This is a genomic window from Sphingomonas ginsenosidimutans (assembly GCF_002374835.1).
GTDB lineage: Bacteria > Pseudomonadota > Alphaproteobacteria > Sphingomonadales > Sphingomonadaceae > Sphingomonas > Sphingomonas ginsenosidimutans.
In genome coordinates this window covers 107,062-131,550 of record NZ_NWVD01000005.1, presented here as the reverse complement: position 1 = coordinate 131,550, position 24,489 = coordinate 107,062, and the positions used below count along the sequence as shown (strand labels likewise).

Sequence of the window (24,489 nt, the reverse complement as noted above, 5' to 3'; positions counted from 1 at the left end):
CAGCGCGGTCGCCGCGCCCCGGCGATCCGACAACGAAAAGGCCCGGTCTCCCCGCGGGGAAACCGGGCCTTTTCCTTCATCGAACCCCTGACGGGGCGCGATTACTTGGCGATGCTGCTGACAACGCCCGCGCCGACGGTCCGGCCACCCTCACGGATGGTGAAACGCTGGCCGACGTCCATCGCGATCGGGGCGATCAGCTTGATGCCCAGCGCGACGTTGTCGCCCGGCATCACCATCTCGGTGCCCTCGGGCAGCTCGACGGTGCCGGTCACGTCGGTCGTGCGGAAGTAGAACTGCGGACGATAGTTGGCGAAGAACGGCGTGTGACGGCCACCTTCGTCCTTCGACAGCACGTACACTTCCGACGAGAAGTCGGTGTGCGGCTTGATCGAGCCCGGCTTGCACAGCACCTGACCACGCTCGACCTCGTCACGGGCGACGCCACGGATCAGCGCGCCGACGTTGTCGCCAGCCTGGCCCTGGTCGAGCAGCTTGCGGAACATTTCCACGCCGGTGACGGTCGTCTTGCGGACTTCCGGGTGGATGCCGACGATCTCGACTTCCTCACCGACCTTGATGATGCCGGTCTCGACGCGGCCGGTCACCACGGTGCCGCGGCCCGAGATCGAGAACACGTCTTCGATCGGCATCATGAACGGCTTGTCCAGCGGACGCTCCGGCTGCGGGATGTACTCGTCGACCGCCTTCATCAGCTCCATCACCGCGTCGGTACCGAGCTTCTGGTTCGAACCCGACAGCGCGCAGGTCGCCGACCCCTTGATGATCGGAATGTCGTCGCCCGGGAATTCGTACGAGCTCAGCAGCTCGCGGACTTCCAGCTCGACCAGCTCGAGGATTTCCTCGTCGTCGACCAGATCGACCTTGTTCATGAACACGACCATCGCCGGCACGCCGACCTGACGGGCGAGCAGGATGTGCTCGCGGGTCTGCGGCATCGGGCCGTCGGTCGCCGACACGACCAGGATCGCGCCGTCCATCTGCGCCGCGCCCGTGATCATGTTCTTCACATAGTCGGCGTGGCCCGGGCAGTCGACGTGCGCATAGTGGCGGTTCGCCGTCTCATACTCGACGTGCGCGGTCGAGATGGTGATGCCGCGCTCGCGCTCTTCCGGAGCCTTGTCGATGTTCGCGAAGTCGACCGCGGCGTTGCCCGCGACGTTCTCCGCCAGCACCTTGGTGATCGCTGCGGTCAGCGAGGTCTTGCCATGGTCGACGTGACCGATGGTGCCGATGTTCAGGTGCGGCTTGGTCCGCTCAAACTTAGCCTTGGCCATTGTTTCCCTACCTTATTGGATTCGTCTTCGCGAACGGAGCCGCGCCAGAACGCGGCCCCATAGCGAGTGTTTAACCGTTGTGCAAACCCCTGCCCTTCCCGGCGGGGGCCGACGCGGGAGTAAATCCCGCGTCGTCAAACCTCGGGCAAGCCCGAGGCCGGCCGGCTCGCATCGTCTCGGCCCCCGGCAAGCCGGGAGCCGTGCGATTACGCGAGCTTGGCCTTCACCTCGTCAGCGACGTTCTGCGGCACTTCGTCATAGTGCGAGAACTGCATCGAGTAGCTGGCGCGGCCCTGCGTGAACGAGCGCAGCGAGTTCACATAGCCGAACATGTTCGCCAGCGGGACCATCGCGGTCACCGCCTGCGCGTTGCCGCGCGTGTCGGTGCCCTGGATCTGGCCACGACGCGAGTTCATGTCGCCGATGACGTCGCCCAGATAATCCTCCGGGGTGACGACCTCGACCTTCATTACCGGCTCGAGCAGCGTGATGCCCGACTTCTGCGCCGCTTCGCGCATCGCGCCGCGGGCGGTGATTTCGAACGCCAGCGCCGACGAGTCGACGTCGTGATACGCGCCGTCGTACAGCGTGATCTCGAAGTCGATGATCGGGAAGCCGACCAGCGAACCGGTCGCCGCCGTCTCGCGGAAGCCTTTCTCGATCGCGGGGATATATTCCTTCGGAATGTTACCGCCCTTGATCTCGTCCTTGAAGATGATGCCCGCGCCGCGCTCGCCCGGCGTCAGCTTCACCTTCACGCGGCCGAATTGGCCGGTGCCGCCCGACTGCTTCTTGTGCGTATAGTCGATGTCGACGGGCTTCTTCAGATACTCGCGATACGCCACCTGCGGCGCACCGACGTTCGCCTCGACCTTGAACTCGCGCTTCATGCGGTCGACCAGGATTTCGAGGTGGAGCTCGCCCATCCCCTTGATGATGGTCTGGCCCGATTCGTGATCGGTCGACACGCGGAACGAGGGATCCTCGGCGGCCAGGCGGTTGAGCGCGACGCCCATCTTTTCTTGGTCGGCCTTGGTCTTCGGTTCCACCGACAGCTCGATCACCGGCTCCGGGAACTCCATGCGCTCCAGGATGATCGGGTTGGCCGGATCGCACAGCGTATCGCCGGTCGTCGTTTCCTTCAGACCCGCGAGCGCGACGATGTCGCCGGCGCGCGCTTCCTCGATGTCCTCACGCGAATTCGCGTGCATCAGGAGCATACGGCCGATCTTTTCCTTCTTGTCCTTCACCGAGTTCAGGTAGCTGCCCTTGGTCAGGACGCCCGAATAGATACGCGCGAAGGTGAGCGAGCCGACGAACGGGTCGTTCATGATCTTGAACGCCAGCGCCGAGAACGGCGCCTCGTCCGAGGACGGACGCTCGTCCGGCGTCTCGCCGTCCAGCTTCACGCCCTTGATCGCCGGCACGTCGAGCGGCGACGGCAGGAAGTCGACCACCGCGTCGAGCAGCGGCTGGACGCCCTTGTTCTTGAACGCCGAACCGCACACGACGGGCACGAACGCCATGTTCAGCGTGCCCTTGCGGATCAGCGCCTTCAGCGTCTTGGCGTCGGGCTCGTTGCCCTCCAGATACGCCTCCATCGCCTCGTCGTCCTGCTCGACGGCCAGCTCGATCAGATCGTTGCGATACTTCGCCGCCTTCTCGACCATGTCGTCGGGGATCGGCTGATATTCGAACTTCGCGCCCAGCGATTCCTCGAGCCAGATGATCGCGCGGTTCTCGACCAGGTCGACCAGGCCCTTGAACCCGCCCTCGATGCCGATCGGCAGGTACAGCACCGCCGGCTTCGCGCCCAGCCGATCGATGATCGACTGCACGCAGAAATAGAAATCGGCGCCGGTGCGGTCGAGCTTGTTGACGAAGCACATGCGCGGCACGCCGTACTTGTCGGCCTGACGCCACACGGTTTCCGACTGCGGCTCCACGCCCGCCACGCCGTCGAAGCACGCCACCGCGCCGTCGAGCACGCGCAGCGAACGCTCGACTTCGATCGTGAAGTCGACGTGGCCCGGCGTGTCGATGATGTTGATCAGATGCTCGGGGCCCTTGCCCTCCTCGGCCTTCCACTTGCAGGTGGTGGCAGCCGACGTGATCGTGATCCCGCGCTCCTGCTCCTGCTCCATCCAGTCCATCGTCGCGGTGCCTTCGTGCACTTCGCCGATCTTGTAGGACTTCCCGGTGTAATAGAGGATACGCTCGGTCGTCGTCGTCTTGCCGGCGTCGATGTGCGCCATGATGCCGATATTGCGGTAGAGTTCGAGCGGATGGCTGCGGGCCATGGGGGCTTCCTTAGCGATGTGGGGAGCTCAGCACTCGGCCGGCTCCCCACGATATAGGTCAGATATGAGACGCTTCCAAGACAGGCAGCGTCCGCATCGCCGGTGTTACCAGCGGTAGTGCGAGAAGGCGCGGTTCGCTTCCGCCATGCGGTGCGTGTCCTCGCGCTTCTTCACCGCGTTGCCGCGGTTGTTCGACGCATCGAGCAGCTCGCCCGACAGGCGCGCCGACATCGTGTTCTCGCTGCGGCTGCGCGCCGCGGTGATCAGCCAGCGGATCGCCAGCGCCTGTGCGCGCTCCGGGCGAACCTCGACCGGCACCTGGTAGGTCGCACCGCCGACGCGGCGCGAACGGACCTCGATGCCCGGCTTGATGTTGTTCAGCGCGTCGTGGAACACGCCCAGCGGCTCGCGCTTGGCGCGGGTCTCGACGGTGTTGAGCGCCGAATAGACGATGCCTTCGGCGACGGACTTCTTGCCGTCCAGCATCACCGAATTCATGAACTTGGACAGAACCTCATCCCCATACACGGGATCAGGCAGGATTTCCCGCTTTTCGGGACGACGACGACGCGCCATGTGAATTTCCTTCTAGATCAACCGCCACTCACGTGATCCCGGCGAAGGCTGGGATCTTCCGGCGAAGAGCGGATCATAAACCAAGAGGCTCCAGCCTTCGCCGGAGCGACGTGCGTGGCTTACTTGGGACGCTTCGCGCCGTACTTCGAACGGCTCTGCTTGCGGTCCTTCACGCCCTGCGTGTCGAGCACGCCGCGCAGCACGTGGTAGCGCACGCCCGGAAGGTCGCGCACACGGCCGCCGCGGATCAGCACCACCGAGTGCTCCTGCAGGTTGTGGCCCTCGCCCGGGATGTAGCTGATGACTTCGCGCTGGTTCGTCAGGCGGACCTTGGCCACCTTGCGCAGCGCCGAGTTCGGCTTCTTCGGGGTCGTGGTGTAGACACGGGTGCAGACGCCGCGCTTCTGCGGGTTCTGCTCCATCGCAGGGACCTTGGACTTGGCCTTCTGCGGCTCGCGGCCCTTGCGGACCAGCTGGTTGATCGTTGGCATTGAAGCCTTCACCTCTATCTAGGTTACTTTGCTGGAGCCATCACAGCTACTTGGAATACGAAAAGGACCATGGGCGCCCGTCACCGGTCGCCGCGGCCCTCAATGCATCCAGCAATGTTCAAGCTGTCCGTGCGCGAGTCACCCCGCGACGCGAACCGGCGGGCCTATACGCATCGCCGCCGGCCGCGTCAATCGCACGGCCGGCGGCGACGCTGCGGATCAATCGACGCGCACTCCGCCCTTCACCACCGCGACCGGATGTTCCAGCACGCGCACGTCGGCGGTCGGATCACCCGACACCGCGACCATGTCCGCCCAGCGGCCGGGCGCGATCTCGCCGACGTCGTCGCGGCCCAGCGCCTCCGCCGCGCTCACCGTCGCGGCGCGGATCGCCTGCAACGGGGTCATCCCCCATTCGACCATCTTGGCGAACTGCTTGGCATTGTCGCCGTGCGGATAGACGCCGGCATCGGTCGCGAACGCCATCTTCACCCCGGCGCGGACCGCGCGCTGGAACGTCTGGCGCTGCTTGAGGCCGATCATCCGTTCCTTGTCGAGGCTTTCCTGCTCGGTCCCGTTCGCGGTGCCGGTCGCCAGGATATAGTCGTCGTTGTAGATATCCATGTCGAACCACGTCTTGCGCTCAATCGCGAGGCGGATCGCCTCGTCCGAGGCGAGGCTGACGTGCTCGATCGTGTCGATCCCGGCGAGGATCGCGGTCTTGATCCCCTCGTCGCCATGCGCGTGCGCGGCGACCTTCAGGTGGAGCATGTGCGCCTCGTCGGCGATCGCCTTCATCTCTTCGAGGCTCAGCTGCTGCCCGCCGACCGAATCGCCCAGCGAGAAGACCCCGCCGGTCGCGCAGATCTTGATGACCTCGGCGCCGTATTTGTGCAGCCAGCGGACCTTGGCGCGCGCTTCCTCGGGCGAGTTGACCACCGAGGGCAGCTTCTTGTCATAGGAAGGCGGCAGCGCATTGTCGTCGCAATGCCCGCCGGTCGCGCCGATCGCATAGCCGGCGGCGACGATCCGCGGGCCAATCACCCAGCCGCCGTCGATCGCCTCGCGCAGACCGACGTCCTGGAAGTCGGATGAACCGACGTTGCGCACCGTGGTGAAGCCCGCGCGCAGCGTCTTCGCCGCATTGGCGACGCCCACCGCGCCCCAGAAGCTGTCGGTATATTTCAGCGCCTGATAGCCGCCGACCTCCGCCAGGCTGGTCAGGTGGACGTGCATGTCGATCAGCCCCGGCACGATCGTCGCATCGCCAAGGTCGATGCGCTTCGCCCCCGCGGGCACCGCGCCGCCGGACACGACCGCGGTGACCTTTCCGTCGACGACCGTCACCACCGGGCGGTCGACCATCCGCCCGCTCTGCACGTCGAGCATCCGCGCCGCCGTCACCACCACCGTCTCCGGCGCCTTCTGCGCCGGTGCGGCCATCGCCGGCAACGCCACCGACGCCGCCATCGCGGCCACAACCGGCCACGCCCACTTCACCATCGTCATTCCCTGAATTCCCCTTGATGTGCCGGCACGATGGCGCAGCCGCCGCCGGTACGCCAGCACCTTTGGGGGTCAATCCTTGAGCCGCGCCGACAGGAACGCGATCAGCGCCTCGACCCGCGCCGGGCGCAGCGCGCTGGGCGGGGTGAGCAGATGGAGCGCGGTCGGCGCGGGCGCCCAGTCGGGCAGGATCTCCACCACCTGCCCCGACGTCAGCGCATCGCCCAGGATGAAGGCGGGCAGCCGCGCGATCCCCAGCCCGGCGAGCAGCGCGGGCAACAGGGCGGTGCCGTTGTTCGACTGCAGCGGCCCGTGCGCCTTGACCGACACATCGGCACCGTCGCGCGAGCGGAAGCGCCACGGACCGGACAGGTTGGTATAGCCCAGCAGCCGATGCTCGCCGAGTTGCGACGGATGCGTCGGCGTGCCGTGCCGCGCGAGATAGGCGGGCGCGGCGACCAGATGCCCCGCGATGCCGCACAGCCGCCGCGCGCGCAGGCTGCTGTCGGGCAGGTCGGCGATGCGCAGCGCGATGTCGAACCCCTCCGCCACGATATCGACGCGCGCGTCGGACAGGTGCAGCTCGATCTCGATCGCGGGGTGTTCCGCCAGGAAATCGGCGATGACCGGCGCGACGTTCTGCAACCCGAAACTCATCGGTGCCGCCACCCGGACGCGCCCGGCCGGCGCGCTGGCGCCCTGCCGCGCGGCCTCCTCGGCGGCCTGCGCCTCCGCCACGATCCGCGCGGCATGGTCGGCAAGCGGGCGTCCCGCCTCGGTCAGTGCAAGCCGCCGCGAGGTGCGATGGAACAGCGACAGGCCCAGATGCGCTTCCAGCCGCGACACGCCCTTGGAGACGGTGGCCTTGCTCAACCCGATCGCCTCTGCCGCGCCGCTGAACGAGCGGTGCTCCGCCACCGCGGCGAAGATTGCCCATGCCTCCAGGTCGGGGAGCCTCATGCGAAACGTCTATCGGGCGAAACGATCCGTTTCAATCGTTCACGTTTTCGCGCGCCGGCCGCACACCTAGGTTCGCGCCACACGTTTTTTTCGTCCCCACCCATCGAAAAGGAGCCGTTCATGGCCAAGGTCCTGGTGCTTTATTATTCCTCCTACGGGCATATCGAGAAGATGGCCGATGCCGTCGCCGAGGGCGCGCGCGCCGGTGGCGCCGAAGTGGAGATCCGCCGTGTCGCCGAAACCGCCCCGGACGAGGTCGTGAAGGCCGCCGGGTTCAAGACCGACACCGCCCACCCGCTGATCGAGGGGCCGGACGCGCTGGCGAACTACGACGCGATCATCGTCGGCGCGCCGACCCGTTATGGCCGGATGCCCAGCCAGATGGCGGCCTTCTGGGACACCACCGGCGGCGTGTGGATGCGCGGCGCGCTGATCGGCAAGGTCGGCGGTGCATTCACCTCTACCGCCAGCCAGCACGGCGGGCAGGAGACGACATTGTTCTCGATCATCACCAACCTGCTGCATCACGGCATGGCGATCGTCGGACTGGACTATGGCTTCCAGGGGCAGATGGGCGTCAAGGAAGTGCATGGCGGCACCCCCTATGGCGCCAGCACGCTCGCCGACGGCGACGGCAGCCGCCAGCCCAGCCAGGTCGATCTGGACGGCGCGCGCCATCAGGGCAAGCGTATTGCCGAGACGGCGGCGAAGCTGTTCGGCTGATGATGCTGCGTATCGCCCCGGCAGCGCGCCGGGGCGATACGCGCTATCGGCGCCGTGCCGGACGCGGCATCCGGCACTTGCCCTTGCGACAGTCTGGCGGCGGATAGGCGCCCAGATAGACCGGCGGCGCATCGACATGGCCGATCACCACCACGTCGGGCGGCACCGCCGGGTTGGCGGGAAAGTCGCGGCGCGCCCGCGCAAACAGCAGCCGCGCGCGCTGCGCCGCCGGGGTGGCCCCGGTCGCGCCGACCCATCGCCAGTGCCACGGCTCCCATTTCACCCCCTGCCGGTTGCCCGCGGGGAAGGACATTTCGAAGCCGTAGCGCGGCGCGTTGGCCGCCAGCCAGCGGAACGCCGGGGTGGCGGCAACGCACGCCTCGACATCCGGGCAGTCGTTGACGCGCGGGCGAAAGGCGAAGTCCAGCGCGAAGCCGGTGGCATGCTCGCTGTGCCCCGGTGGCGCGACCGAGATGGCGCGATCGCCGGCATCGCTCCCCGCCCGCTCGCCGCGGCAGAACACCGATTGCTGGTACAGGATCGCGCGATGGCACGACAGCGCCAGGATGCGCCCGCCCACCGCCGGATCGGCCGCGGCGGCGGTCAGCAGCCGTTCCAGATCGGGCAGCACCTCCCGCCGCAGGACGCAGCCCTTCCCCGCCACCCATTGCGAGGGCACCGGCACCAGATCGCCCGGCGGCGCATCGCCATAGGGCAGATGCCCGAGCACGCGACCGTCGGCGGCGGACGGCGCGCGACCCACAGCACAAACCTGCGCCTGCGCCGGGATCGCCAGGACGAACATGATGAGGAACAGGATGGCGCGCTGCATGGCACCCCTCTGGCCAGCGCGGCGCCATGATGGCAAGGGGGCAGGCATGTTAGGCGACCGTGTGCTCTTCCTCGACGGTGAGGCGTTGGTGATCGACAAGCCGGCGGGCCTGCCGGTGGACCGGCCGCGCGACGGCGCGACCAGCCTGGAAAACCACCTCGCCTCGCTGACCTTCGGGTTCCGGCGCTGGCCCGTCGCGGTCCACCGCCTCGACCGCGACACCAGCGGCTGCCTGCTGCTGTCGCGCAATCCCAAGGCGCATGCGCGGTTCCAGCAGGCGTTCGAAGCGGGTGCGTTGCGCAAACGCTATGTCGCGGTGCTCGACGGCGTGCCGCGGGAAGCTAGCGGGACGATCGACCTGCCGCTGGGCAAGGTGTCGTCGGCGGAACGCGGCTGGCGGATGACGCGCGATCCGCGCGGCAAGTCGGCGCGGACCGACTGGCGCGTGATCGGCGACCATGCCGGACGCGCGCTGGTCGAGTTCCTGCCGGCGACCGGGCGCACCCACCAGATTCGCGTCCACGCGCTGGAAGGGCTGGGCGCGGCGGTGACTGGCGATCCGGTCTACGGCACCGCGCATCCCGGCGGAATGATGCTCCACGCGATCGCGCTGACCGTGCCGCGCCCCGGCAAGGACGACGTGACCGCGCAGGCACCGTGGCCGGAACGGTTCACCGCGCTGGGCTTCGACGGCGATGCCTGAGCCGATCACGCCGCCCCCGGCCGCCGGGCAGGTCTGGTCCTTCCGCACGCGCCCGTTCACTACGTTCTCACCCCCGCACACGGGACGCTACGGCGCATTCAAGATCATCGGCGTGGCCGACGACATGCTCGGCGTCGCGGTGCTGTCCGGCGTGTGGCGCACGCCGCCAGCGGCAATGGACGTCGTAGGCGCGCCGGTCCTCCACGAACACCGCTTCGCCTTTCGTGGAAAGCCGGCCGTGTTCGGCGCGCGGCCGGAGGAGTTGGACGCCCCGGGCCAGCTCGACGCGCTCGCGTTCGTCGCCGACCAGCCGGTGTCGGAAGAGGAAGAGACGTTCTTCGCCACGCTAACCGGGTTCGGGCGGGGCGCCGGCTTCGGCGAGCTGTCGAACGTCGACATCATCGTCGAAGGCGAATGGCGCTGGGCGAACGATCGTGACGCGCTGGCCGCCGAACTGGACCAGGAGGAAGAGCGCGAGGAGGCGCAGCGCGAGGCCGCGGCGCAACGCTTCAAAACGCGGCTATCGACTCTCAGCTGGGCGCAACTTGCCGCGGAAACGCCGCTGGCGCGCTGGCAACCGTCGCCGGCCTTCCCCCCGCCCGCCTTCATCGACGGGGCGCGTGCGATGCTGCGCGCCGCCCGCGCCGAACTGGCGGCGATGGGGGAGAAACCGCGCAAGCCGGCGGTGCGCGCGGTCCTGAAACGCACCGTCGAATGGTTCAACGACGCCGACGACGCGGCCGGCGGCGTGATCGGCACCGATGAGCGCGAGGATATCGTCGCCGCGCTGGTGGACATCGCCTATGCCGCGCGCCAGCCGGCGCTGGTCGACGACATCGATACGTGGCGCCAATGGTAGCGATCCCGATTTCGCGCAGCATCGCGATCGACAGCGACGAGCTGGAGGAATCGTTCACGCGCGCATCGGGTCCCGGCGGGCAGCATGTGAACACCACCGACAGCGCGGTCATGCTGCGCTTCGACGTGGCGCGCTCCCCCGGCCTGCCCGATGCGGTCAAGCACCGGCTGGCGGCGATCGCGGGAACGCGGATGACGCGCGAGGGCGTGTTGGTGCTGCGCAGCGAGGGCGCGCGGTCGCAGCTTCTCAACCGGCAGGAAGTGCGCGACCGGTTGATCGCGATGATCCGCGAGGCGTTGATCGTCCCCAAGAAGCGGCGCCCCACCAAGCCGACGCGCGCATCGCAGACCCGACGGGTAGAAGGAAAGGCGCGACGTTCGGCGGTGAAGGCGGGGCGCGGCAAGGTGCGCGAATGACGGCAGCGCCGTTAGCGTAGCCTTAAAGCGGATCAACTATGTTCGCGGCATGACGTTGCCCGTTGCCGCGCGCCCGGACGCCGACCTGGCGTCGCTGGCATCGATCTACCGCCGCCACTTCGTGGCGCCGCTGATCTTCATCCTGCTGGCATCGTCGGCGGTCACGCTGGCGCTGCTGTTCTGGTTCAGCGCCGCGTCGGACCGGCAGGAACTGGCGCGCGAGCGGCAGATGGCGGAATTCCTGATCGATTCGGAACGCCAGTTCCTTGTGCGCAACGAACGCGGCTACGCGCAATGGGACGATGCGTTCGACCGGATCGTGCTGCATCGCGACACCGGGTGGGCGCATCGGAACATCGGCGCCTACGTCTATCTGTCCCACCAATACGAACATGCGCTGGTCATCGACGGGCAGGGTCGCACGATCTATGCCAGCAACCGCGACCGACGAGAGCCGATTGACGCGTTCGAGCTGATCGGCCCGTCGCTGCGCACCGTCCTCGCCGACCTTCGCCGGCAACCCGCCAACGGGCGCAACGAACGTGGCATGTATGTACCGATCGGCGACCGGCTGGCGATCGTCAGCGTGGTGCAGATCACCGATGCGAGCGGCGAGACGCCGACCCGAAGCGACCGTTCCTATCTCGTCTTCGTCAACATCCTGTCACCCGCGGAGCTGAGTCGGCTTGGCGGCGAGCGCGAGCTGTCGGGCGTCCACTTCGTCCCGCTGGGCGTGCCGGTGTCCGCGGGAAAACCGACGCTGCCCCTCCACGATGCGCGCGGCGTGGCGTTCGGCCAGTTGCAATGGGACGCGAGGCAGCCGGGCGCGTACCTTCTGCGTCGCGGCCTGGCGGCGGTCGTCATCCTGCTCGCGCTGCTGGGATTGCTGACCCGGCAGATCCTGCGCCGGTCGCGCCGAATCCTGGCGGATACCGCCGCGGCGATCGCGCAGTCCGAACGCGCCGCCCGCCAGGCGCATGACGCGCTGGAGGAACTGAACCGCGCCCGCGATGCCGCCGCCGCCGCCGAGCAGGAGGCGCGCGACCGGCTGGAACGGACGGTGGCGCAGGTGCGCGCCGACAATCGCGCGCTGGATGCCAAAGTGCGCAACGCCCGCGACGCCGCAATGGCCGAGGCGCGCCAGCAGCTGGAACGCGAACTGGCGCCGTTGCTGGCGACGATGCGCGGGCAGGCGGCGTTGCTGGCCGGGGCGTCGGAACAGGTCCGCGACCAGGCGCGCGGGTTGGAGACGCTCGCCACCAACGCATCGACCGCCGCCGCCGCCACCGAGCGCCGCTCGCTCGACCTCGCACCGCAGGCGGCGACCTTTACCGAGGCCAGCCGCGAGATCGAGCGCCAGTCGCTCGCCGCGCTGTCGGACGCACGCCGCGCCGCCAGCGACGGGCAGGAGATACAGGCGAGCGTGGGCGAACTGGCGGGATCGCTCGACGAGATCGGCGGGGTATTGACGCTGATCGACGATCTGTCGCGGCAGACCAACCTGCTGGCGCTCAACGCGCAGATCGAGGCGGCGCGTGCAGGCAAGGCCGGCTCCGGCTTCGCGGTGGTCGCCAGCGAGGTGAAGTCGCTGGCGCATCACACCGCCGATCTGACCGCGCGCGTCGCCACCCAGATCGGGGCACTGCGCGACCGCGTCGGCACCGCGGTCGAATCGATCGGTACGATCAGCGGCGCGCTGACCCGCACCGAACAGGCATCGAGCGTCATCACCGAGGCGGTGAACCGCCAGGCGCGCGGCATCGACGGCATCCGCGCCGGGATCGACGGGATCGCCGCCGAAAGTCGTACCGCCGCCGCATCGGTCGGCGATACCCGCTCGGCGATCGCTGCCGGGCACGATGCCGCCGACCGGCTGGACGGGGTCGCGCTCGACCTCACCGAGACGCTCTCGCGGCTCGACCGCAGCGTCGCGACCTTCCTCAGCCAGCTGCGCACCGCTGCCTGACCGCGCGGCTGGACTTTCCGGCAGGTGCGCCTAGCTACGGCGGCATGTACGCCTTCGACATCGCCACGACCGACCGCGCGGAATTGTACCGCGAACTGACCGCCGCGCTCGACGCGCTGACCGCGGGCGAGCCGGATGCGATCGCCAACATGGCCAATGCCGCCGCGATGATCGGCCAGTATCTGCCCGACCTGAACTGGGCCGGCTTCTATCGGATGGTCGGCGACGAACTGGTGCTGGGGCCGTTCCAGGGCAAGGCGGCGTGCATCCGCATCCCGCTGGGCAAGGGCGTATGCGGCACCGCCGCGGCCGAGCGGCGCACGCAGCTGGTGGAGGACGTCCACGCCTTTCCGGGGCATATCGCGTGCGACGCGGCGAGCCGGTCGGAACTGGTCGTGCCGATCCTCGACGGCGATCGGCTGATCGGCGTCCTCGATCTCGACAGTCCCCTGCCCGCGCGGTTCGATGCGACCGACGCGGCGGGGTGCGAGGCGATGATGGCGCTGCTCGCCCCGCGACTGCGCGGTTGAGCGACTGACCACAGCCTCGCCCCAAAACGGGACAGATCGCGCGCGGCGCGCGGCTCTGGTTGCAGTGGCGTCACGATGGTAAGCAACCCGTTCACCACGGGCGCGTTGCGGCCGGGTTGCTTCAGGGGAAGGATTGCGCCCATGCGCCTGCTGCCGATCGCCGCCGTCGCCTCACTCTCGCTTGCTGCCGGCGCACCCGCCGTGGCGCAGACGGCGCCGGGCGCGACAACGTGGAACGGCGGCCGGCATGGCCCGTCGGATCGGGGCCAGTGGACCCGGGGCCAGTGGAACGGCACCCGTGCATGGCACGGGCCGCGCTGGGGCGGTCAGATCGGCGGCCGCTGGTGGGGCGGGATGCGCGCGCCGGGGGGCTGGGGCGCGTATCGCCGGCCGGTGCGCGGCTGGGCGCTGCCGGGCTATTGGATCGCGCCGGGCTGGCACATCAACGACTGGCAGGCCTATGGCCTGCGCCAACCGCCCTATGGCTATACCTGGTCGCGTTACTATGACGATGCGGTGCTGATCGACCCGCGCGGGACGGTGTACGACAGCGTCGGCGGGATCGACTGGTCGCGCGGCGACGCGGGATATGGCGGCTATGGCGCGGATGTGGCGAGTGACGGCTACCCGCGGCTCCCCTATCCGACGCGCGATGCCGACGGCGGGCTGGGCGGCGCCGCCATCGGTGCGGTGGTCGGCGGCGTAGCGGGCAATGTGATCGCAGGATCGGGCAACCGGCTGGGCGGCACCTTGCTGGGCGCGGGCGCGGGCGCGCTGGCCGGCATGGCGATCGACAAGGCGGACCGCGCGGGGCGCGTCCCGGTCGCGCCGCCACCGGGTGCGGGCTATCCGCCCCCCGGTGCCGGCTATCCCCCGCCGCCGGGCGCCGGTGGACCGGGTGCGCCGCCGCCACCGGTCGTCGCCTATCAGCAGGGCAGCTATGGCGGCGATTATGCAGGCACGACCTATTCGGGGACGACCTATTACGGCCCGCCGCCAGCCGACTACCCCGCCTACGCCCCCTATCCCCCGGTGCAGGTGACCGGCGGCAACGGCACGGTCGTGACGACGACGCAGGGCGCGCCCGGCTATGTCGCCGGCGGCTGGTATTATCCGCCCGCCACGATCACCACCATCACCGTCCAGTCGGGCGGCACCGGACAGACGGTGCAGGACGTCTACGGGGATCGCGTGGTCCACACGGGGCGTCGCTATACCAAGGCGCCGCGCCGCTACACCAAGAGCCGCTGTCGCTGCTGAGCCTGCGGCGGACGCCCGGTCCGCGCCTCAGCTCAGCCGGTCGATCGCGGCGGCGTCCAGCCCGCCCGGCACGATCATCAGCGGGACCGGCAGCGTGCCGGCCTCCGCCGCGAAATGGCTGACCAGCGCACCGGGCGCACCCGGTGCCGCGCCCAGCACCAGTGCGGCGATGCGCGGATTGTCGGCGATCATCTGCCGGATCACCTTCGGCCCGTCGCCCTCGCGCACGGTCAGCGACGGGCGCACCCCCGATTCCTCCAGGATCGTGCCCGCCGCACGCGCGACCAGCCCCTCGGCCCGCTGGCGCTGTTCCTCCTCGATCGTGGCCTGCACCCCGCCGAACGCGATGAACTCCTGCGGCGGCAGCAGCGCGAGGATCTCTACCCCGCCGCCGGTCTTCACCGCGCGCCGCGCTGCGAAGCGCAGCGCGCTCAATGCCTCGGCGGTGTCGTCGATCACGGTCAGGTAAATGCGCATCCCGCCAGCCTACGCCCCGCCGCCGCGCGCGCCAAGGGGCAGACGGGCTTGACCGCATAGCGCGTGTCCGCGAGAGACGGGCCATTCCCAGGAGCCTTTCGAGGATCACGATGCCCATCGAAATCAAGATGCCTGCCCTGTCGCCCACGATGGAGGAGGGCACGCTGGCCAAATGGCTCGTCAAGGAAGGCGACGAGGTGAAGTCCGGCGACATCATGGCCGAGATCGAGACCGACAAGGCGACGATGGAGTTCGAGGCGGTCGACGAAGGCCGCATCGCGAAGATCATGGTGGCCGAGGGCACCGATGGCGTGAAGGTCGGCGCGGTGATCGCGCTGCTGGAAGGCGAAGGCGAGGAAGCGGCGCCGCCCGCCGCGAAGAAGGAGGAGGCGCCCGCTCCCGCCGACCACGGCAAGCCCGCCGATGCCGCGGTCGCCCGGGAAGAGAAGCCCGCTGCCCCTGCCTCTGCACCCGCCGCCACGCCGGCGCCGGCCGCCGCACGTCATGACGGCGACCGCGTGAAGGCCAGCCCGCTGGCGCGCCGCATCGCCGCGGACAAGGGAGTCGACCTGTCGGGCGTCTCCGGCTCCGGCCCGAACGGCCGCATCGTCAAGGCGGACGTGGAGAAGGCCCGGCCGGGCGCCGCCGCGCCGGCCGCGAGCGCCGCCGCACCGGCCGAGGCGCCCGCCGCCGCGCCGAAGCCCGCGCAGGTGCCGGACATCCCGCATGAGACGACCAAGCTCAGCAACATGCGCAAGACGATCGCGCGCCGCCTGACCGAATCGAAGCAGCAGGTGCCGCACATCTACCTCACCGTGGACGTGCAGCTCGACAAGCTGCTGAAGCTGCGCGCCGAGCTGAACGCCGGGCTGGAGGCGCGCGGGGTCAAGCTGTCGGTCAACGATCTGCTCATCAAGGCGCTGGCGGTGTCGCTGGTCCAGGTGCCCAAGTGCAACGTGATGTTCACGCCCGATCAGCTGGTCAGCTTCCACCGCGCCGACATCTCGGTCGCGGTGTCGACGCCCGAAGGCCTGATCACCCCCGTCATCACCGAGGCGGACAGCGCGTCGCTGTCCAGCATCTCGACGCGGATGAAGGATCTGGCCGCCCGCGCGCGCGACAAGAAGCTGAAGCCGGAGGAATTCACCGGCGGCACCGCCTCGCTCAGCAACATGGGCATGTTCGGGATCAAGCAGTTCGAGGCGGTCATCAACCCGCCGCAGGGCATGATCCTGGCGATCGGCGCGGGCGATAAACGCCCGTGGGTGATGCCCGACGGCACGCTGGGCGTCGCCAGCATCATGAGCGCGACCGGCAGCTTCGATCACCGCGCGATCGACGGCGCGGACGGCGCGCAGCTGATGCAGGCGTTCAAGACGCTGGTCGAAAGCCCGCTGTCGATGCTCGCCTGAGGCCGGCCGCGATGGCGCAGATGCAGCTGTCCGCCGAAAAGCGCGAGATCGCCTGGACCGTGCTGGGCTTCGGGATCACCGCGCTGGTCTTCCAGGGCGCGGCGTGGAGCTATCCGCAGGGCGCCGACACGATCTGGCTGGTCGGCGCGGCCACGCTGGTGGCGGTCGGCGTGCTGGGCGCACGCGACGTCGGGCGGATGCAGCGCGAAGGGGCCGCGGCATGACCACGCTCCCCCCGCCGGATCGCGCGCCGACGATTCGCGTCACCGCGATGCCCGCCGACGCCAATGCCTATGGCGACATCTTCGGCGGGTGGCTGATGAGCCTGATGGATTCGGCCGCCGGCCTGACCGCCGCGCGCCGTGCCAAGGGGCGCGCGGTGACGATCGCGACCGACGGGATGCATTTCCACGCGCCCGTCCATGTCGGCGACGAAGTGTCGGTCTATGCACAGCTCGAAAAGATTGGGCGCACGTCGATGACGATCCAGGTCGAAAGCTGGGCGCGCGACCGCCATGGCGAGGAAACCCGCAAGGTGACCGAGGCGCGCTTCACCTTCGTCGCGATCGACGAGAACCGCCGCCCCCGCGACGTGCCGCCGGCGGCGTGAGCTTTCCCCGGCGGTCGCGACGCTGCGCGCCGCCTATGCGATGACAAAGAGGGCTGCGGCCCGGGAGTGTTGAAATGGCTGACACCTACGACCTGATCGTTCTGGGCTCCGGCCCCGGCGGCTATGTCGCCGCGATCCGCGCGAGCCAGCTGGGCCTCAAGACCGCGATCGTCGAGCGCGAGCGGCTGGGCGGCATCTGCCTCAACTGGGGCTGCATCCCGACCAAGGCGCTGCTGCGCACGTCGGAAGTCTATCACTACATGACCCATGCCGCCGATTACGGGCTGAAGGCGGACAATGTCGGTTTCGACCTGGGCAAGATCGTCGAGCGCAGCCGCAAGGTCGCCGGGACGCTGAACGCCGGCGTCAAGGGGCTGATGAAGAAGAACAAGGTGACGGTGGTCGAAGGGTTCGGCAGCCTGGCGGGCAAGGGCAAGCTGTCCGTGAAGCAGGGCGACAAAACCGTCGAGCTTTCCGCCAAGCATATCCTGCTCGCCACCGGCGCGCGCGCGCGCGACCTGCCGTTCGCCAAGGCCGACGGCAAGCGCATCTGGACGTACCGCCACGCAATGGTGCCCGAAGTGATGCCGACCAAGCTGCTGGTCATCGGATCGGGCGCGATCGGCGTGGAGTTCGCCAGCTTCTACAACGACATGGGCGCCGATGTTACGATCGTCGAGATGCTGCCGCGGATCCTGCCGGTGGAGGATGAGGAGGTCAGCGCCTTCATGGAAAAGCGCCTGACCAAGGACGGCATCAAGATCGTCACCGGCGCGGGTGTCGAGAAGATCGAGACCGGCGCCGATGCGGTGAAGGCGACGATCAAGGGCAAGGACGGCACGTCCGCGACGCAGGAGTACAGCCACGTCATCGTCGCGATCGGCATCGTGCCGAACACCGAGGAGATCGGGCTGGAGAAGCTGGGCATCGCCACCGACCGCGGCCATATCAAGGTCGACGGCTTCGGACGCACCAACGTGGAGGGCATCTACGCGATCGGCGACGTCACCGGCGCGCCGTGGCTGGCGCACAAGGCGAGCCATGAGGGCATCGTGTGCATCGAGAAGATCGCCGGGCAGAACCCGCATCCGTTCGAGACGTGGAACATCCCCGGCTGCACCTATTCGCGCCCGCAGGTCGCCAGCGTCGGCCTGACCGAGGCGAAGGCGAAGGAACAGGGCCGCGAGGTGAAGGTCGGGAAATTCCCGTTCATCGGCAACGGCAAGGCCATCGCGCTGGGCGAGGCGGACGGCTTCGTGAAGACGGTGTTCGACGCGAAGACCGGAGAACTGCTGGGCGCGCACATGGTCGGCGCGGAAGTGACCGAGCTGATCCAGGGCTATGTCGTCGCGCGCCAGCTGGAAACGACCGAGCATGAGCTGACGGAGACGGTGTTCGCGCACCCGACGCTGAGCGAGATGATGCACGAAAGCGTGCTGGGCGCCTACGGCCGCGCGCTGCACATCTGACGCGGCGGCGGCACCGTGCCGCATCGGAGGGTTAGCGAGCGATGACGCGCCTGTTTCGGGCGACCGGCGACGGTGCGGCGATCGCCGCCGCCGCACTGTTCGCGGCATCGCTGGCGATATTCTGGCCGGGAATCGTCGAATATGACGTCCTGCGCCAGTACGAACAGATCGTCGCGGGGCGGCTAGACGACTGGCATCCCCCGGCGCTGGCGCGTTTGTGGGAATGGACGCTGTCATGGCGCCGCGATCTGGCGCCGCTGCTGGCCGCGCAACTCGCGCTCTACTGGCTGGCGATCGGGCTGATCGCCGCCGCCCTCTCGCGCAGCGGACGGGCGCGGGCCGGCTGGGCGACGGTGGCGGTGGCTGCGCTGCCGCCGTTCCTGGGCTGGCAGGGCGTCGTCGTGAAGGACACGCAATTCGTCGGCGCGACGCTGGCGGCGGTCGGGCTGGTCGCGTTCTGGCGGCTGCGCGGACGCGCCGTGCCATGGGCGGCGGGCATCGCCGCGGCGGTGCTGCTGAGCTATGCCATGCTGCTGCGCGCCAATGCGGTGTTCGCACTGGCGCCGCTGATCGCCATGCTGCTGCCGCTGCGGCGGACACGCCATCGCGTGATCGCCGGGGTGCTGATCCTTGCGGCGGGGCTGGCGCTGTCGGGACCGGTCAACCGCCACCTGCTGGGCGCGACGCGGCCCAGCGGGGTGCAGAAGACGCAGCCCTTCTACGATCTGGCCGGCATCGCGGTGCGTACCGGCGGAGACGACGGCACCGGGCTGCCGGCCGCGGCCGCGCGCGTGATGGCGGCGCGGCATTGCGTGTCGCCGCTGTTCTGGGACTCGATCGGCGACGATGCGCAGTGCGGGCCGGTGACCCGGCGGCTGTGGGCGCAGCCGCCCGCGACGCTCTACCCGCGGCTGGCGATGAGCGTGGTGCGCCATCCGCTGGCCTATCTTTCGCACCGCGCCGCGCACTGGAACATGACCGAGCGGTGGATCGTCCCCGCGCACCTGCCCTTCGCCGATCCGCCCGCCTGGGGCGAGCCGAACGACGTCGGCCTGCCCACCGTTGGGGGCGCGGCGATGCACCGCTGGCAGGGGATTGCGGCGTGGCTGGTCGAAACCCCGCTCGGCTGGCCGATCGCATGGCTGGCGCTGGCGGCCGGGCTGGCGTGGGCGGCGTGGCGGCGCCCCCCTGCCCCGGCGCGCGACCTGGCGGCGGCGCTGCTGGCGTCGGCGATCGCGCTGGAGGCAAGCTTCGTCGCGGTGTCGATCGCGTCGGACCTGCGCTATCACCTGTGGCCGATGATCGCGACCGCGCTGGCGGCGGTGTTGCTGGGGGACCGGCCGGTGCCGCGGCGCGCGTTCGTGCCGCTGGCGGTGGTCGTCGTCACCGCCACGCTGGCACGGTTCGCGCTGCCCGCCCCGCCGCAGGATTATGCCGCGCTGATCGGCTGGTGGCCGGGGACGATCGCGCTGTAATAACGCGACGCGGTCGCGCGTCCTTTTTTCCACCACATGCGTTGTGCCGCGCATGAAACGATCCGCCCGCCCCGCGGCATGAACCGCCTGGCCCCCGACGATTCGGATGCGCGCTTCCTGCGCCGCGTCCTGTGGCTGATCGTCATCGCCGCCGTCGCCACGGCGCTGTATCTGGCGCAGGACCTGCTGATCCTGGCGTTCGGATCGGTGCTGATCGCGATCGTCATCCACGCGTTGGCGGACCTGTACGAAACCCATGCGCGTTTTCCCAAGCGCCCGGCGCTGATCGCGGCAATCCTGTCGGTGCTGGGGTTTATCGCGCTGATGGTGTGGCTGTTCGGGGTGGAATTCCGCGCGCAGGTGAACACGCTGGTCGTCGCCCTGCCGGGCCTGATCGACCAGCTGGACGATTACATGTCGCAAAGCCCGGTGGGCGCGAAGGTGGTCGATGCGGTCCGCGCCGCCTTCGCCGGCAGCCGCGTGGCGCAGGACATCGGCCAGATCGTGCGCGGTGCGGGACAGTTGCTGCTCAATACGTTCATCGTGTTGTTCGGCGCGATCTTCTTCGCGGTCGATCCCAAGGTGTACGAACGCGGCCTCCTGCTGCTGATCCCGCCGGCCAAGCGCGCGGCGGTCGAAGATGCGCTAGGCGACGTCGGATCGACGCTGCTGCTGTGGCTGCGCGCGCAGCTGATCCAGATGACTGCGATGGGCACGATGGTGGGCATCGGCCTGTGGATCGCGGGCGTGCCGTCCGCCGCGCTGCTGGGGCTGCTGACGGGCATATCGGAGTTCATCCCCTATGTCGGTCCGCTCGCCGCGATGCTGCCGGCGCTCGGGCTCGCCGCGACGGCGGGGACCGAGCCGCTGCTGGGCGCGCTGGCGACGTTCGCGCTGGTGCGAATCGTGCAGACGAACCTCGTCACCCCCTATGTCACCGGGCGCGTCATCGCGATCCCGCCGGCGCTCAGCCTGTTCGCGATCATCGGCACCGGGGCGGTCTTCGGCGTGTTCGGCTTGTTCTTTTCCGGCGGAATCCTGGTCGTCACCTACACGCTGATGCGCAGCCTGTACCTGCGCGAGGTGCTGGGCGAGGACATTCCGCCGAGCCGCGAACGCCGCCTGTTTACCGCCAAGGGCACCCCGCGTGAACCGCCAGCCACAGACCCCAAATCAGATTCGGCAGACGACTCGCCGGAATCATTGGCTTAAGTCGAAATTAACCTTTTGCGTTCAGAAGCGGTTTGGTAAATGGATATCTGGTGAGGCGGGCCGACAGGGTGGTGCCGCGCTTGCGAACCGGGGGACTGCAATATGCGCGTTCTGCTGATCGAGGACGAGCCGACCACCGCCAAGGCTATCGAGCTGATGCTCTCCACCGAAGGGTTCAACGTCTATTCGACGGACCTGGGTGAGGAAGGCCTCGATCTGGGCAAGCTGTACGATTACGACATCATCCTGCTCGATCTCAACCTGCCGGACATGCACGGCTATGACGTGCTCAAGAAGCTGCGCGTTGCGCGCGTGCAGACGCCGGTACTGATCCTGTCGGGCATCAACGAGATGGATTCGAAGGTCCGCAGCTTCGGCTTCGGCGCCGACGATTACGTGACCAAGCCGTTCCACCGCGAAGAGCTGATCGCGCGCATCCACGCCGTCGTCCGCCGTTCGAAGGGCCATTCGCAATCGGTCATCAAGACCGGCAAGCTGTCGGTCAACCTGGACGCCAAGACGGTCGAGGTCGACGGCGCGCGCGTGCACCTGACCGGCAAGGAATATGCGATGCTGGAGCTGCTGTCGCTGCGCAAGGGCACCACGCTGACCAAGGAAATGTTCCTCAACCACCTGTACGGCGGGATGGACGAGCCCGAACTGAAGATCATCGACGTCTTCATCTGCAAGCTGCGCAAGAAGCTGAGCACGGCTTGCGAGGGCGACAATTATATCGAGACGGTCTGGGGCCGCGGCTATGTGCTGCGCGAGCCGGAAGAGATCGTCGCGGTCGCCTGACGCGATCACCGTTTCCCCCGGCCCGTCCGGGGAACAGAAAGGCCGCGGCACCGGGGGGCGCCGCGGCCTTTTTTGTGCGCATCGCTGTGGCCGCCGCGCATCACCGCGGCGCGATTCGCTGCTTCGACGCGATGCGCGCGCGGCGGCGGTACGGCCCGTTACGAAACCGCAATGGAACCGTCATCGCCGTGTCCCCAAACATCGGCACCGGCCCCCCGAACCTGTTGGGGGAAACAAAAGATAATGAACACCAAGTCCATGCTGCTCGCCGGCGCCACCGCGCTGATGTTCGCCGCGCCCGCCGTCGCCGCGCAGGAAGCCCCCGCACCGACCGCCCCCGCCGATCAGCCGGCCGCCGAGGAGAACGGCGACATCGTCGTCCTCGGCTTCGGCCAGGCGCGGCAGGTGCAGACGGTGACCGCCGCCGACCTGGAGCGACTGACCCCGGGCACGTCCCCGCTGAAGGCGGTGTCGAAGCTGCCGGGCGTCAATTTCCAGTCGGCGGACGCCTTCGGCGCCTATGAATGGTCGACGCGCATCTCGCTGCGCGGGTTCAACCAGAACCAGCTGGGCTTCACGCTGGACGGTGTGCCGCTGGGCGACATGAGCTACGGCAACGTCAACGGCCTGCACATCAGCCGCGCGGCGATTTCGGAGAACCTCGCCAGCACCACGGTCGCGCAGGGCGCCGGCGCGCTGGGCACCGCATCGACCAGCAACCTGGGCGGCACGCTGCAGTTCGTCAGCCGTGCGCCGTCGAACGATGCCGATATCGTCGCGTCGGGCACCTATGGCAGCAACGACACGTGGCGCGCGTTCGTCCGCGCCGACACCGGCGATATCGCCGACGGGCTGAAGGGCTATCTCAGCTACGGCTTCCTCACCACCGACAAGTGGAAGGGCTATGGCGTGCAGCGCCAGCATCAGGCCAATGCCAAGCTGGTGAAGGACTTCGGCGACCGCGGCGCGATCACCGCGTTCCTGAACTTCTCCGACCGGCGTGAGAACGACTATCAGGATCTCAGCTACGACATCCTGCGTCGCCGCGGCTATTATGCCGACAATATCTCGAACGACTACCCGCTCGCGCTGCAGATCGGGCAGGTCTATCAGAACCAGGCCGCGCGCGCGGGCAATGCCAATGCCGTGCTGCCCTATCCGTCCGCCGGCCTTACCTTCCCGGCGGGTATCGGCACGGTCGACGACGCATATTACGATGCGGCCGGCGTGCGCCGCGACTGGCTGGGCGGGATCACCTTCGATGCGAAGTTGACCGACATGCTGTCGATCGTGTCGACCAGCTACGGGCACAAGAACAAGGGCCAGGGTTCGTGGATCACACCCTATGTCGGTTCGCCGGCGGGTGTAGCGGACGGGAACGGCGGTACGCTGTCGGCCGCCTCGCCGCTGTCGTTCCGTACCACCGAATACGCCATCCGCCGTGCCGGTAACCTGACCAGCGTGGCGCTCGACACGGGGGCGAACCGGCTGGAAGTGGGCGGCTGGTACGAAACCAACACCTTCGACCAGGCGCGCCGCTTCTACGGCATGACCAGCGCCGCGACGCCCAACCGCAACGTGCGCGATTTCCAGAACAATCCGTTCTTCACCCAGTGGAACGGGAAGTACGATACCGAGACGATCCAGTACCATGTCGCCGACACGCTGACGCTCGATCGGCTGACGCTGAGCGGCGGGTGGAAGGGGATGCAGGTCCGCAACCAGGCGACGCTGCGCACCGGATCGCTGGTGTCGGGCCGCATCCAGTCGCGCGACTGGTTCCTGCCGCAGGTGGGCGCGGTGTTCCACCTGGGCGGCGGCGCCGAAGTGTTCGCCAGCTATACCGAGAACATGCGCGCCTTCGTCTCCTCGGCCACGACCGGGCCGTTCGCGACGACCCAGGCCGGGTTCGACGGCATCCGCAACACGCTGAAGCCGGAAACGTCGAAGACCGGCGAAGGCGGCGTTCGCCTGCGCAGCGGCGGGCTGCAGCTGTCGGCGGCAGGCTATTACATCCACTTCGCCGATCGCCTGCTGACCTTCTCCAACGGATCGGGCATCCAGGGCAATCCGCCGACGCTCAACAATGCCGGCGACGTCGAAAGCTATGGCGCGGAAGTGTCGGCCTTCTACCGCGTCATGCGTCCGCTGACGCTGTTCGCCAGCTATTCGTACAACAAGGCGACGTACCAGGACAACGTCGTCGACGCTGCGGGCACGATCCTGACCGCGACCAAGGGCAAGACCGTGGTCGACACGCCGGAGCATATGGCCAAGGGCGAGATCGTCTATGACGACAGCCGCGTCTTCGGCCGCGTCGGCGCGGACTATATGTCGAAGCGGTACTTCACCTACCTCAACGACCAGTCGGTCGACGGGCGCGTGCTGGTCGACGCCAGCATCGGTTTCCGCTTCGGCGACGGCTTCGGCTTCTTCCGCGGCTTCGCGATCGAGGGCAGCGTGACCAACCTGACCGACGAACAGTATATCTCGACCATCGGCACCAACGGCTACACCGCCAGCGGCGACAACCAGACGCTGCTGACCGGCGCGCCGCGCCAGTGGTTCGTGACGCTGCGTCGCGGCTTCTAAGCTAACGATCGCGCGGGAGGGGGC

23 protein-coding genes are annotated in these 24,489 nt (G+C 68.6%); 15 read left to right on the top strand and 8 right to left on the bottom strand.

What is annotated here, in order from left to right:
- Positions 1-101: 101 nt before the first annotated feature.
- The 6 genes from tuf to COA17_RS12730 form a co-directional block, all read right to left on the bottom strand.
- Positions 102-1,298 carry an elongation factor Tu gene (tuf, locus tag COA17_RS12755; RefSeq protein ID WP_066490016.1) on the bottom strand — a complete coding sequence of 399 codons (1,197 nt, stop codon included), beginning with the start codon at positions 1,296-1,298 and terminating at the stop codon, positions 102-104.
- Between the two features lie 206 nt (positions 1,299-1,504).
- Positions 1,505-3,598: an elongation factor G gene (gene fusA, locus COA17_RS12750; protein ID WP_096612927.1), complete on the bottom strand. Its 2,094-nt coding sequence runs from the start codon at positions 3,596-3,598 to the stop codon at positions 1,505-1,507.
- A 105-nt stretch (positions 3,599-3,703) separates the two neighbouring features.
- Entirely contained in the window at positions 3,704-4,174 is a 471-nt protein-coding gene (gene rpsG / locus COA17_RS12745; RefSeq protein WP_066490012.1) for a 30S ribosomal protein S7, read from the bottom strand.
- A 119-nt stretch (positions 4,175-4,293) separates the two neighbouring features.
- Positions 4,294-4,665 carry a 30S ribosomal protein S12 gene (gene rpsL / locus COA17_RS12740; RefSeq protein WP_019831557.1) on the bottom strand — a complete coding sequence of 124 codons (372 nt, stop codon included), beginning with the start codon at positions 4,663-4,665 and terminating at the stop codon, positions 4,294-4,296.
- A 219-nt stretch (positions 4,666-4,884) separates the two neighbouring features.
- On the bottom strand, positions 4,885-6,174 hold the full coding sequence (locus COA17_RS12735; RefSeq protein ID WP_217991011.1) for a Xaa-Pro dipeptidase: 1,290 nt from the start codon (positions 6,172-6,174) through the stop codon (positions 4,885-4,887).
- Positions 6,175-6,243: 69 nt separating this feature from the next.
- Positions 6,244-7,131 (bottom strand): LysR family transcriptional regulator, encoded by an 888-nt coding sequence (locus tag COA17_RS12730; RefSeq protein WP_066490010.1) that lies wholly within the window; start codon positions 7,129-7,131, stop codon positions 6,244-6,246.
- 120 nt (positions 7,132-7,251) lie between these two features.
- Between COA17_RS12730 and wrbA the strand changes: the two genes are divergently transcribed.
- Positions 7,252-7,854 carry an NAD(P)H:quinone oxidoreductase gene (wrbA, locus tag COA17_RS12725; RefSeq protein ID WP_066490008.1) on the top strand — a complete coding sequence of 201 codons (603 nt, stop codon included), beginning with the start codon at positions 7,252-7,254 and terminating at the stop codon, positions 7,852-7,854.
- A gap of 43 nt (positions 7,855-7,897) precedes the next feature.
- Here the strand turns inward: wrbA and COA17_RS12720 are convergent, their stop codons facing one another.
- A complete protein-coding gene (locus tag COA17_RS12720; RefSeq protein ID WP_096612925.1) occupies positions 7,898-8,686 on the bottom strand; it encodes a M15 family metallopeptidase in 789 nt (262 codons plus the stop codon).
- Between the two features lie 46 nt (positions 8,687-8,732).
- On the opposite strand from COA17_RS12720, the gene COA17_RS12715 reads away from it, so the two are divergent.
- The 6 genes from COA17_RS12715 to COA17_RS19925 all read left to right on the top strand — a co-directional run bounded on the left by COA17_RS12715 (position 8,733) and on the right by COA17_RS19925 (position 14,420).
- The gene (locus tag COA17_RS12715; RefSeq protein ID WP_096612923.1) at positions 8,733-9,389 is read left to right on the top strand and encodes an RluA family pseudouridine synthase; all 657 of its coding nucleotides are present in this window, start codon (positions 8,733-8,735) and stop codon (positions 9,387-9,389) included.
- Positions 9,382-10,248, top strand: coding sequence for a hypothetical protein (locus tag COA17_RS12710; RefSeq protein WP_096612921.1), 867 nt, complete (start codon positions 9,382-9,384; stop codon positions 10,246-10,248). The genes COA17_RS12715 and COA17_RS12710 overlap by 8 nt, the downstream gene beginning before the upstream one ends.
- Positions 10,242-10,664, top strand: coding sequence for an alternative ribosome rescue aminoacyl-tRNA hydrolase ArfB (gene arfB / locus COA17_RS12705; protein WP_066490001.1), 423 nt, complete (start codon positions 10,242-10,244; stop codon positions 10,662-10,664). Before COA17_RS12710 ends, arfB begins: the two co-directional genes overlap by 7 nt.
- 49 nt (positions 10,665-10,713) lie before the next feature.
- Positions 10,714-12,630, top strand: coding sequence for a methyl-accepting chemotaxis protein (locus COA17_RS12700; RefSeq protein ID WP_070321893.1), 1,917 nt, complete (start codon positions 10,714-10,716; stop codon positions 12,628-12,630).
- Between the two features lie 44 nt (positions 12,631-12,674).
- Complete coding sequence (locus tag COA17_RS12695) at positions 12,675-13,160, top strand: GAF domain-containing protein (protein WP_066487915.1); 486 nt, start codon at positions 12,675-12,677, stop codon at positions 13,158-13,160.
- A 141-nt stretch (positions 13,161-13,301) separates the two neighbouring features.
- Positions 13,302-14,420 (top strand): RcnB family protein, encoded by a 1,119-nt coding sequence (locus COA17_RS19925; protein ID WP_245857795.1) that lies wholly within the window; start codon positions 13,302-13,304, stop codon positions 14,418-14,420.
- Positions 14,421-14,447: 27 nt separating this feature from the next.
- On the opposite strand, the gene COA17_RS12685 is transcribed toward COA17_RS19925, so the two are convergent.
- Positions 14,448-14,897: a universal stress protein gene (locus tag COA17_RS12685; RefSeq protein ID WP_066485767.1), complete on the bottom strand. Its 450-nt coding sequence runs from the start codon at positions 14,895-14,897 to the stop codon at positions 14,448-14,450.
- 110 nt (positions 14,898-15,007) lie between these two features.
- Between COA17_RS12685 and COA17_RS12680 the strand changes: the two genes are divergently transcribed.
- The 8 genes from COA17_RS12680 to COA17_RS12645 all read left to right on the top strand — a co-directional run bounded on the left by COA17_RS12680 (position 15,008) and on the right by COA17_RS12645 (position 24,465).
- Entirely contained in the window at positions 15,008-16,309 is a 1,302-nt protein-coding gene (locus COA17_RS12680; RefSeq protein ID WP_096612919.1) for a pyruvate dehydrogenase complex dihydrolipoamide acetyltransferase, read from the top strand.
- An 11-nt stretch (positions 16,310-16,320) separates the two neighbouring features.
- A complete protein-coding gene (locus COA17_RS12675) occupies positions 16,321-16,533 on the top strand; it encodes a hypothetical protein (RefSeq protein ID WP_066485778.1) in 213 nt (70 codons plus the stop codon).
- Positions 16,530-16,919, top strand: a complete 390-nt coding sequence (locus tag COA17_RS12670) for an acyl-CoA thioesterase (protein ID WP_066485780.1) — start codon at positions 16,530-16,532, stop codon at positions 16,917-16,919. The genes COA17_RS12675 and COA17_RS12670 overlap by 4 nt, the downstream gene beginning before the upstream one ends.
- 74 nt (positions 16,920-16,993) lie before the next feature.
- Positions 16,994-18,388 carry a dihydrolipoyl dehydrogenase gene (gene lpdA, locus COA17_RS12665; RefSeq protein ID WP_096612917.1) on the top strand — a complete coding sequence of 465 codons (1,395 nt, stop codon included), beginning with the start codon at positions 16,994-16,996 and terminating at the stop codon, positions 18,386-18,388.
- 41 nt (positions 18,389-18,429) lie between these two features.
- On the top strand, positions 18,430-19,863 hold the full coding sequence (locus tag COA17_RS12660) for a hypothetical protein (RefSeq protein ID WP_096612915.1): 1,434 nt from the start codon (positions 18,430-18,432) through the stop codon (positions 19,861-19,863).
- A gap of 78 nt (positions 19,864-19,941) precedes the next feature.
- On the top strand, positions 19,942-21,075 hold the full coding sequence (locus COA17_RS12655; protein ID WP_096612913.1) for an AI-2E family transporter: 1,134 nt from the start codon (positions 19,942-19,944) through the stop codon (positions 21,073-21,075).
- Between the two features lie 102 nt (positions 21,076-21,177).
- On the top strand, positions 21,178-21,873 hold the full coding sequence (gene ctrA / locus COA17_RS12650; protein WP_066491474.1) for a response regulator transcription factor CtrA: 696 nt from the start codon (positions 21,178-21,180) through the stop codon (positions 21,871-21,873).
- Positions 21,874-22,116: 243 nt separating this feature from the next.
- Complete coding sequence (locus COA17_RS12645; protein ID WP_096612911.1) at positions 22,117-24,465, top strand: TonB-dependent receptor; 2,349 nt, start codon at positions 22,117-22,119, stop codon at positions 24,463-24,465.
- The last annotated feature ends 24 nt before the right edge of the window (positions 24,466-24,489 follow it).

Excerpts from the sequence above, each read along its gene's own strand:
- COA17_RS12700 (WP_070321893.1), top strand. The coding sequence starts at position 10,714 with ATGACGTTGCCCGTTGCCGCGCGCCCGGACGCCGACCTGGCGTCGCTG.
- rpsL (WP_019831557.1), bottom strand. The coding sequence starts at position 4,665 with ATGCCAACGATCAACCAGCTGGTCCGCAAGGGCCGCGAGCCGCAGAAG.
- COA17_RS12730 (WP_066490010.1), bottom strand. The coding sequence starts at position 7,131 with ATGAGGCTCCCCGACCTGGAGGCATGGGCAATCTTCGCCGCGGTGGCG.
- COA17_RS12720 (WP_096612925.1), bottom strand. The coding sequence starts at position 8,686 with ATGCAGCGCGCCATCCTGTTCCTCATCATGTTCGTCCTGGCGATCCCG.
- COA17_RS19925 (WP_245857795.1), top strand. The coding sequence starts at position 13,302 with ATGCGCCTGCTGCCGATCGCCGCCGTCGCCTCACTCTCGCTTGCTGCC.
- COA17_RS12715 (WP_096612923.1), top strand. The coding sequence starts at position 8,733 with ATGTTAGGCGACCGTGTGCTCTTCCTCGACGGTGAGGCGTTGGTGATC.
- COA17_RS12735 (WP_217991011.1), bottom strand. The coding sequence starts at position 6,174 with ATGACGATGGTGAAGTGGGCGTGGCCGGTTGTGGCCGCGATGGCGGCG.
- COA17_RS12675 (WP_066485778.1), top strand. The coding sequence starts at position 16,321 with ATGGCGCAGATGCAGCTGTCCGCCGAAAAGCGCGAGATCGCCTGGACC.
- COA17_RS12685 (WP_066485767.1), bottom strand. The coding sequence starts at position 14,897 with ATGCGCATTTACCTGACCGTGATCGACGACACCGCCGAGGCATTGAGC.
- arfB (WP_066490001.1), top strand. The coding sequence starts at position 10,242 with ATGGTAGCGATCCCGATTTCGCGCAGCATCGCGATCGACAGCGACGAG.
- fusA (WP_096612927.1), bottom strand. The coding sequence starts at position 3,598 with ATGGCCCGCAGCCATCCGCTCGAACTCTACCGCAATATCGGCATCATG.
- COA17_RS12645 (WP_096612911.1), top strand. The coding sequence starts at position 22,117 with ATGAACACCAAGTCCATGCTGCTCGCCGGCGCCACCGCGCTGATGTTC.
- COA17_RS12655 (WP_096612913.1), top strand. The coding sequence starts at position 19,942 with ATGAACCGCCTGGCCCCCGACGATTCGGATGCGCGCTTCCTGCGCCGC.
- ctrA (WP_066491474.1), top strand. The coding sequence starts at position 21,178 with ATGCGCGTTCTGCTGATCGAGGACGAGCCGACCACCGCCAAGGCTATC.
- COA17_RS12660 (WP_096612915.1), top strand. The coding sequence starts at position 18,430 with ATGACGCGCCTGTTTCGGGCGACCGGCGACGGTGCGGCGATCGCCGCC.
- tuf (WP_066490016.1), bottom strand. The coding sequence starts at position 1,298 with ATGGCCAAGGCTAAGTTTGAGCGGACCAAGCCGCACCTGAACATCGGC.
- COA17_RS12710 (WP_096612921.1), top strand. The coding sequence starts at position 9,382 with ATGCCTGAGCCGATCACGCCGCCCCCGGCCGCCGGGCAGGTCTGGTCC.
- COA17_RS12695 (WP_066487915.1), top strand. The coding sequence starts at position 12,675 with ATGTACGCCTTCGACATCGCCACGACCGACCGCGCGGAATTGTACCGC.
- COA17_RS12670 (WP_066485780.1), top strand. The coding sequence starts at position 16,530 with ATGACCACGCTCCCCCCGCCGGATCGCGCGCCGACGATTCGCGTCACC.
- wrbA (WP_066490008.1), top strand. The coding sequence starts at position 7,252 with ATGGCCAAGGTCCTGGTGCTTTATTATTCCTCCTACGGGCATATCGAG.
- lpdA (WP_096612917.1), top strand. The coding sequence starts at position 16,994 with ATGGCTGACACCTACGACCTGATCGTTCTGGGCTCCGGCCCCGGCGGC.
- COA17_RS12680 (WP_096612919.1), top strand. The coding sequence starts at position 15,008 with ATGCCCATCGAAATCAAGATGCCTGCCCTGTCGCCCACGATGGAGGAG.
- rpsG (WP_066490012.1), bottom strand. The coding sequence starts at position 4,174 with ATGGCGCGTCGTCGTCGTCCCGAAAAGCGGGAAATCCTGCCTGATCCC.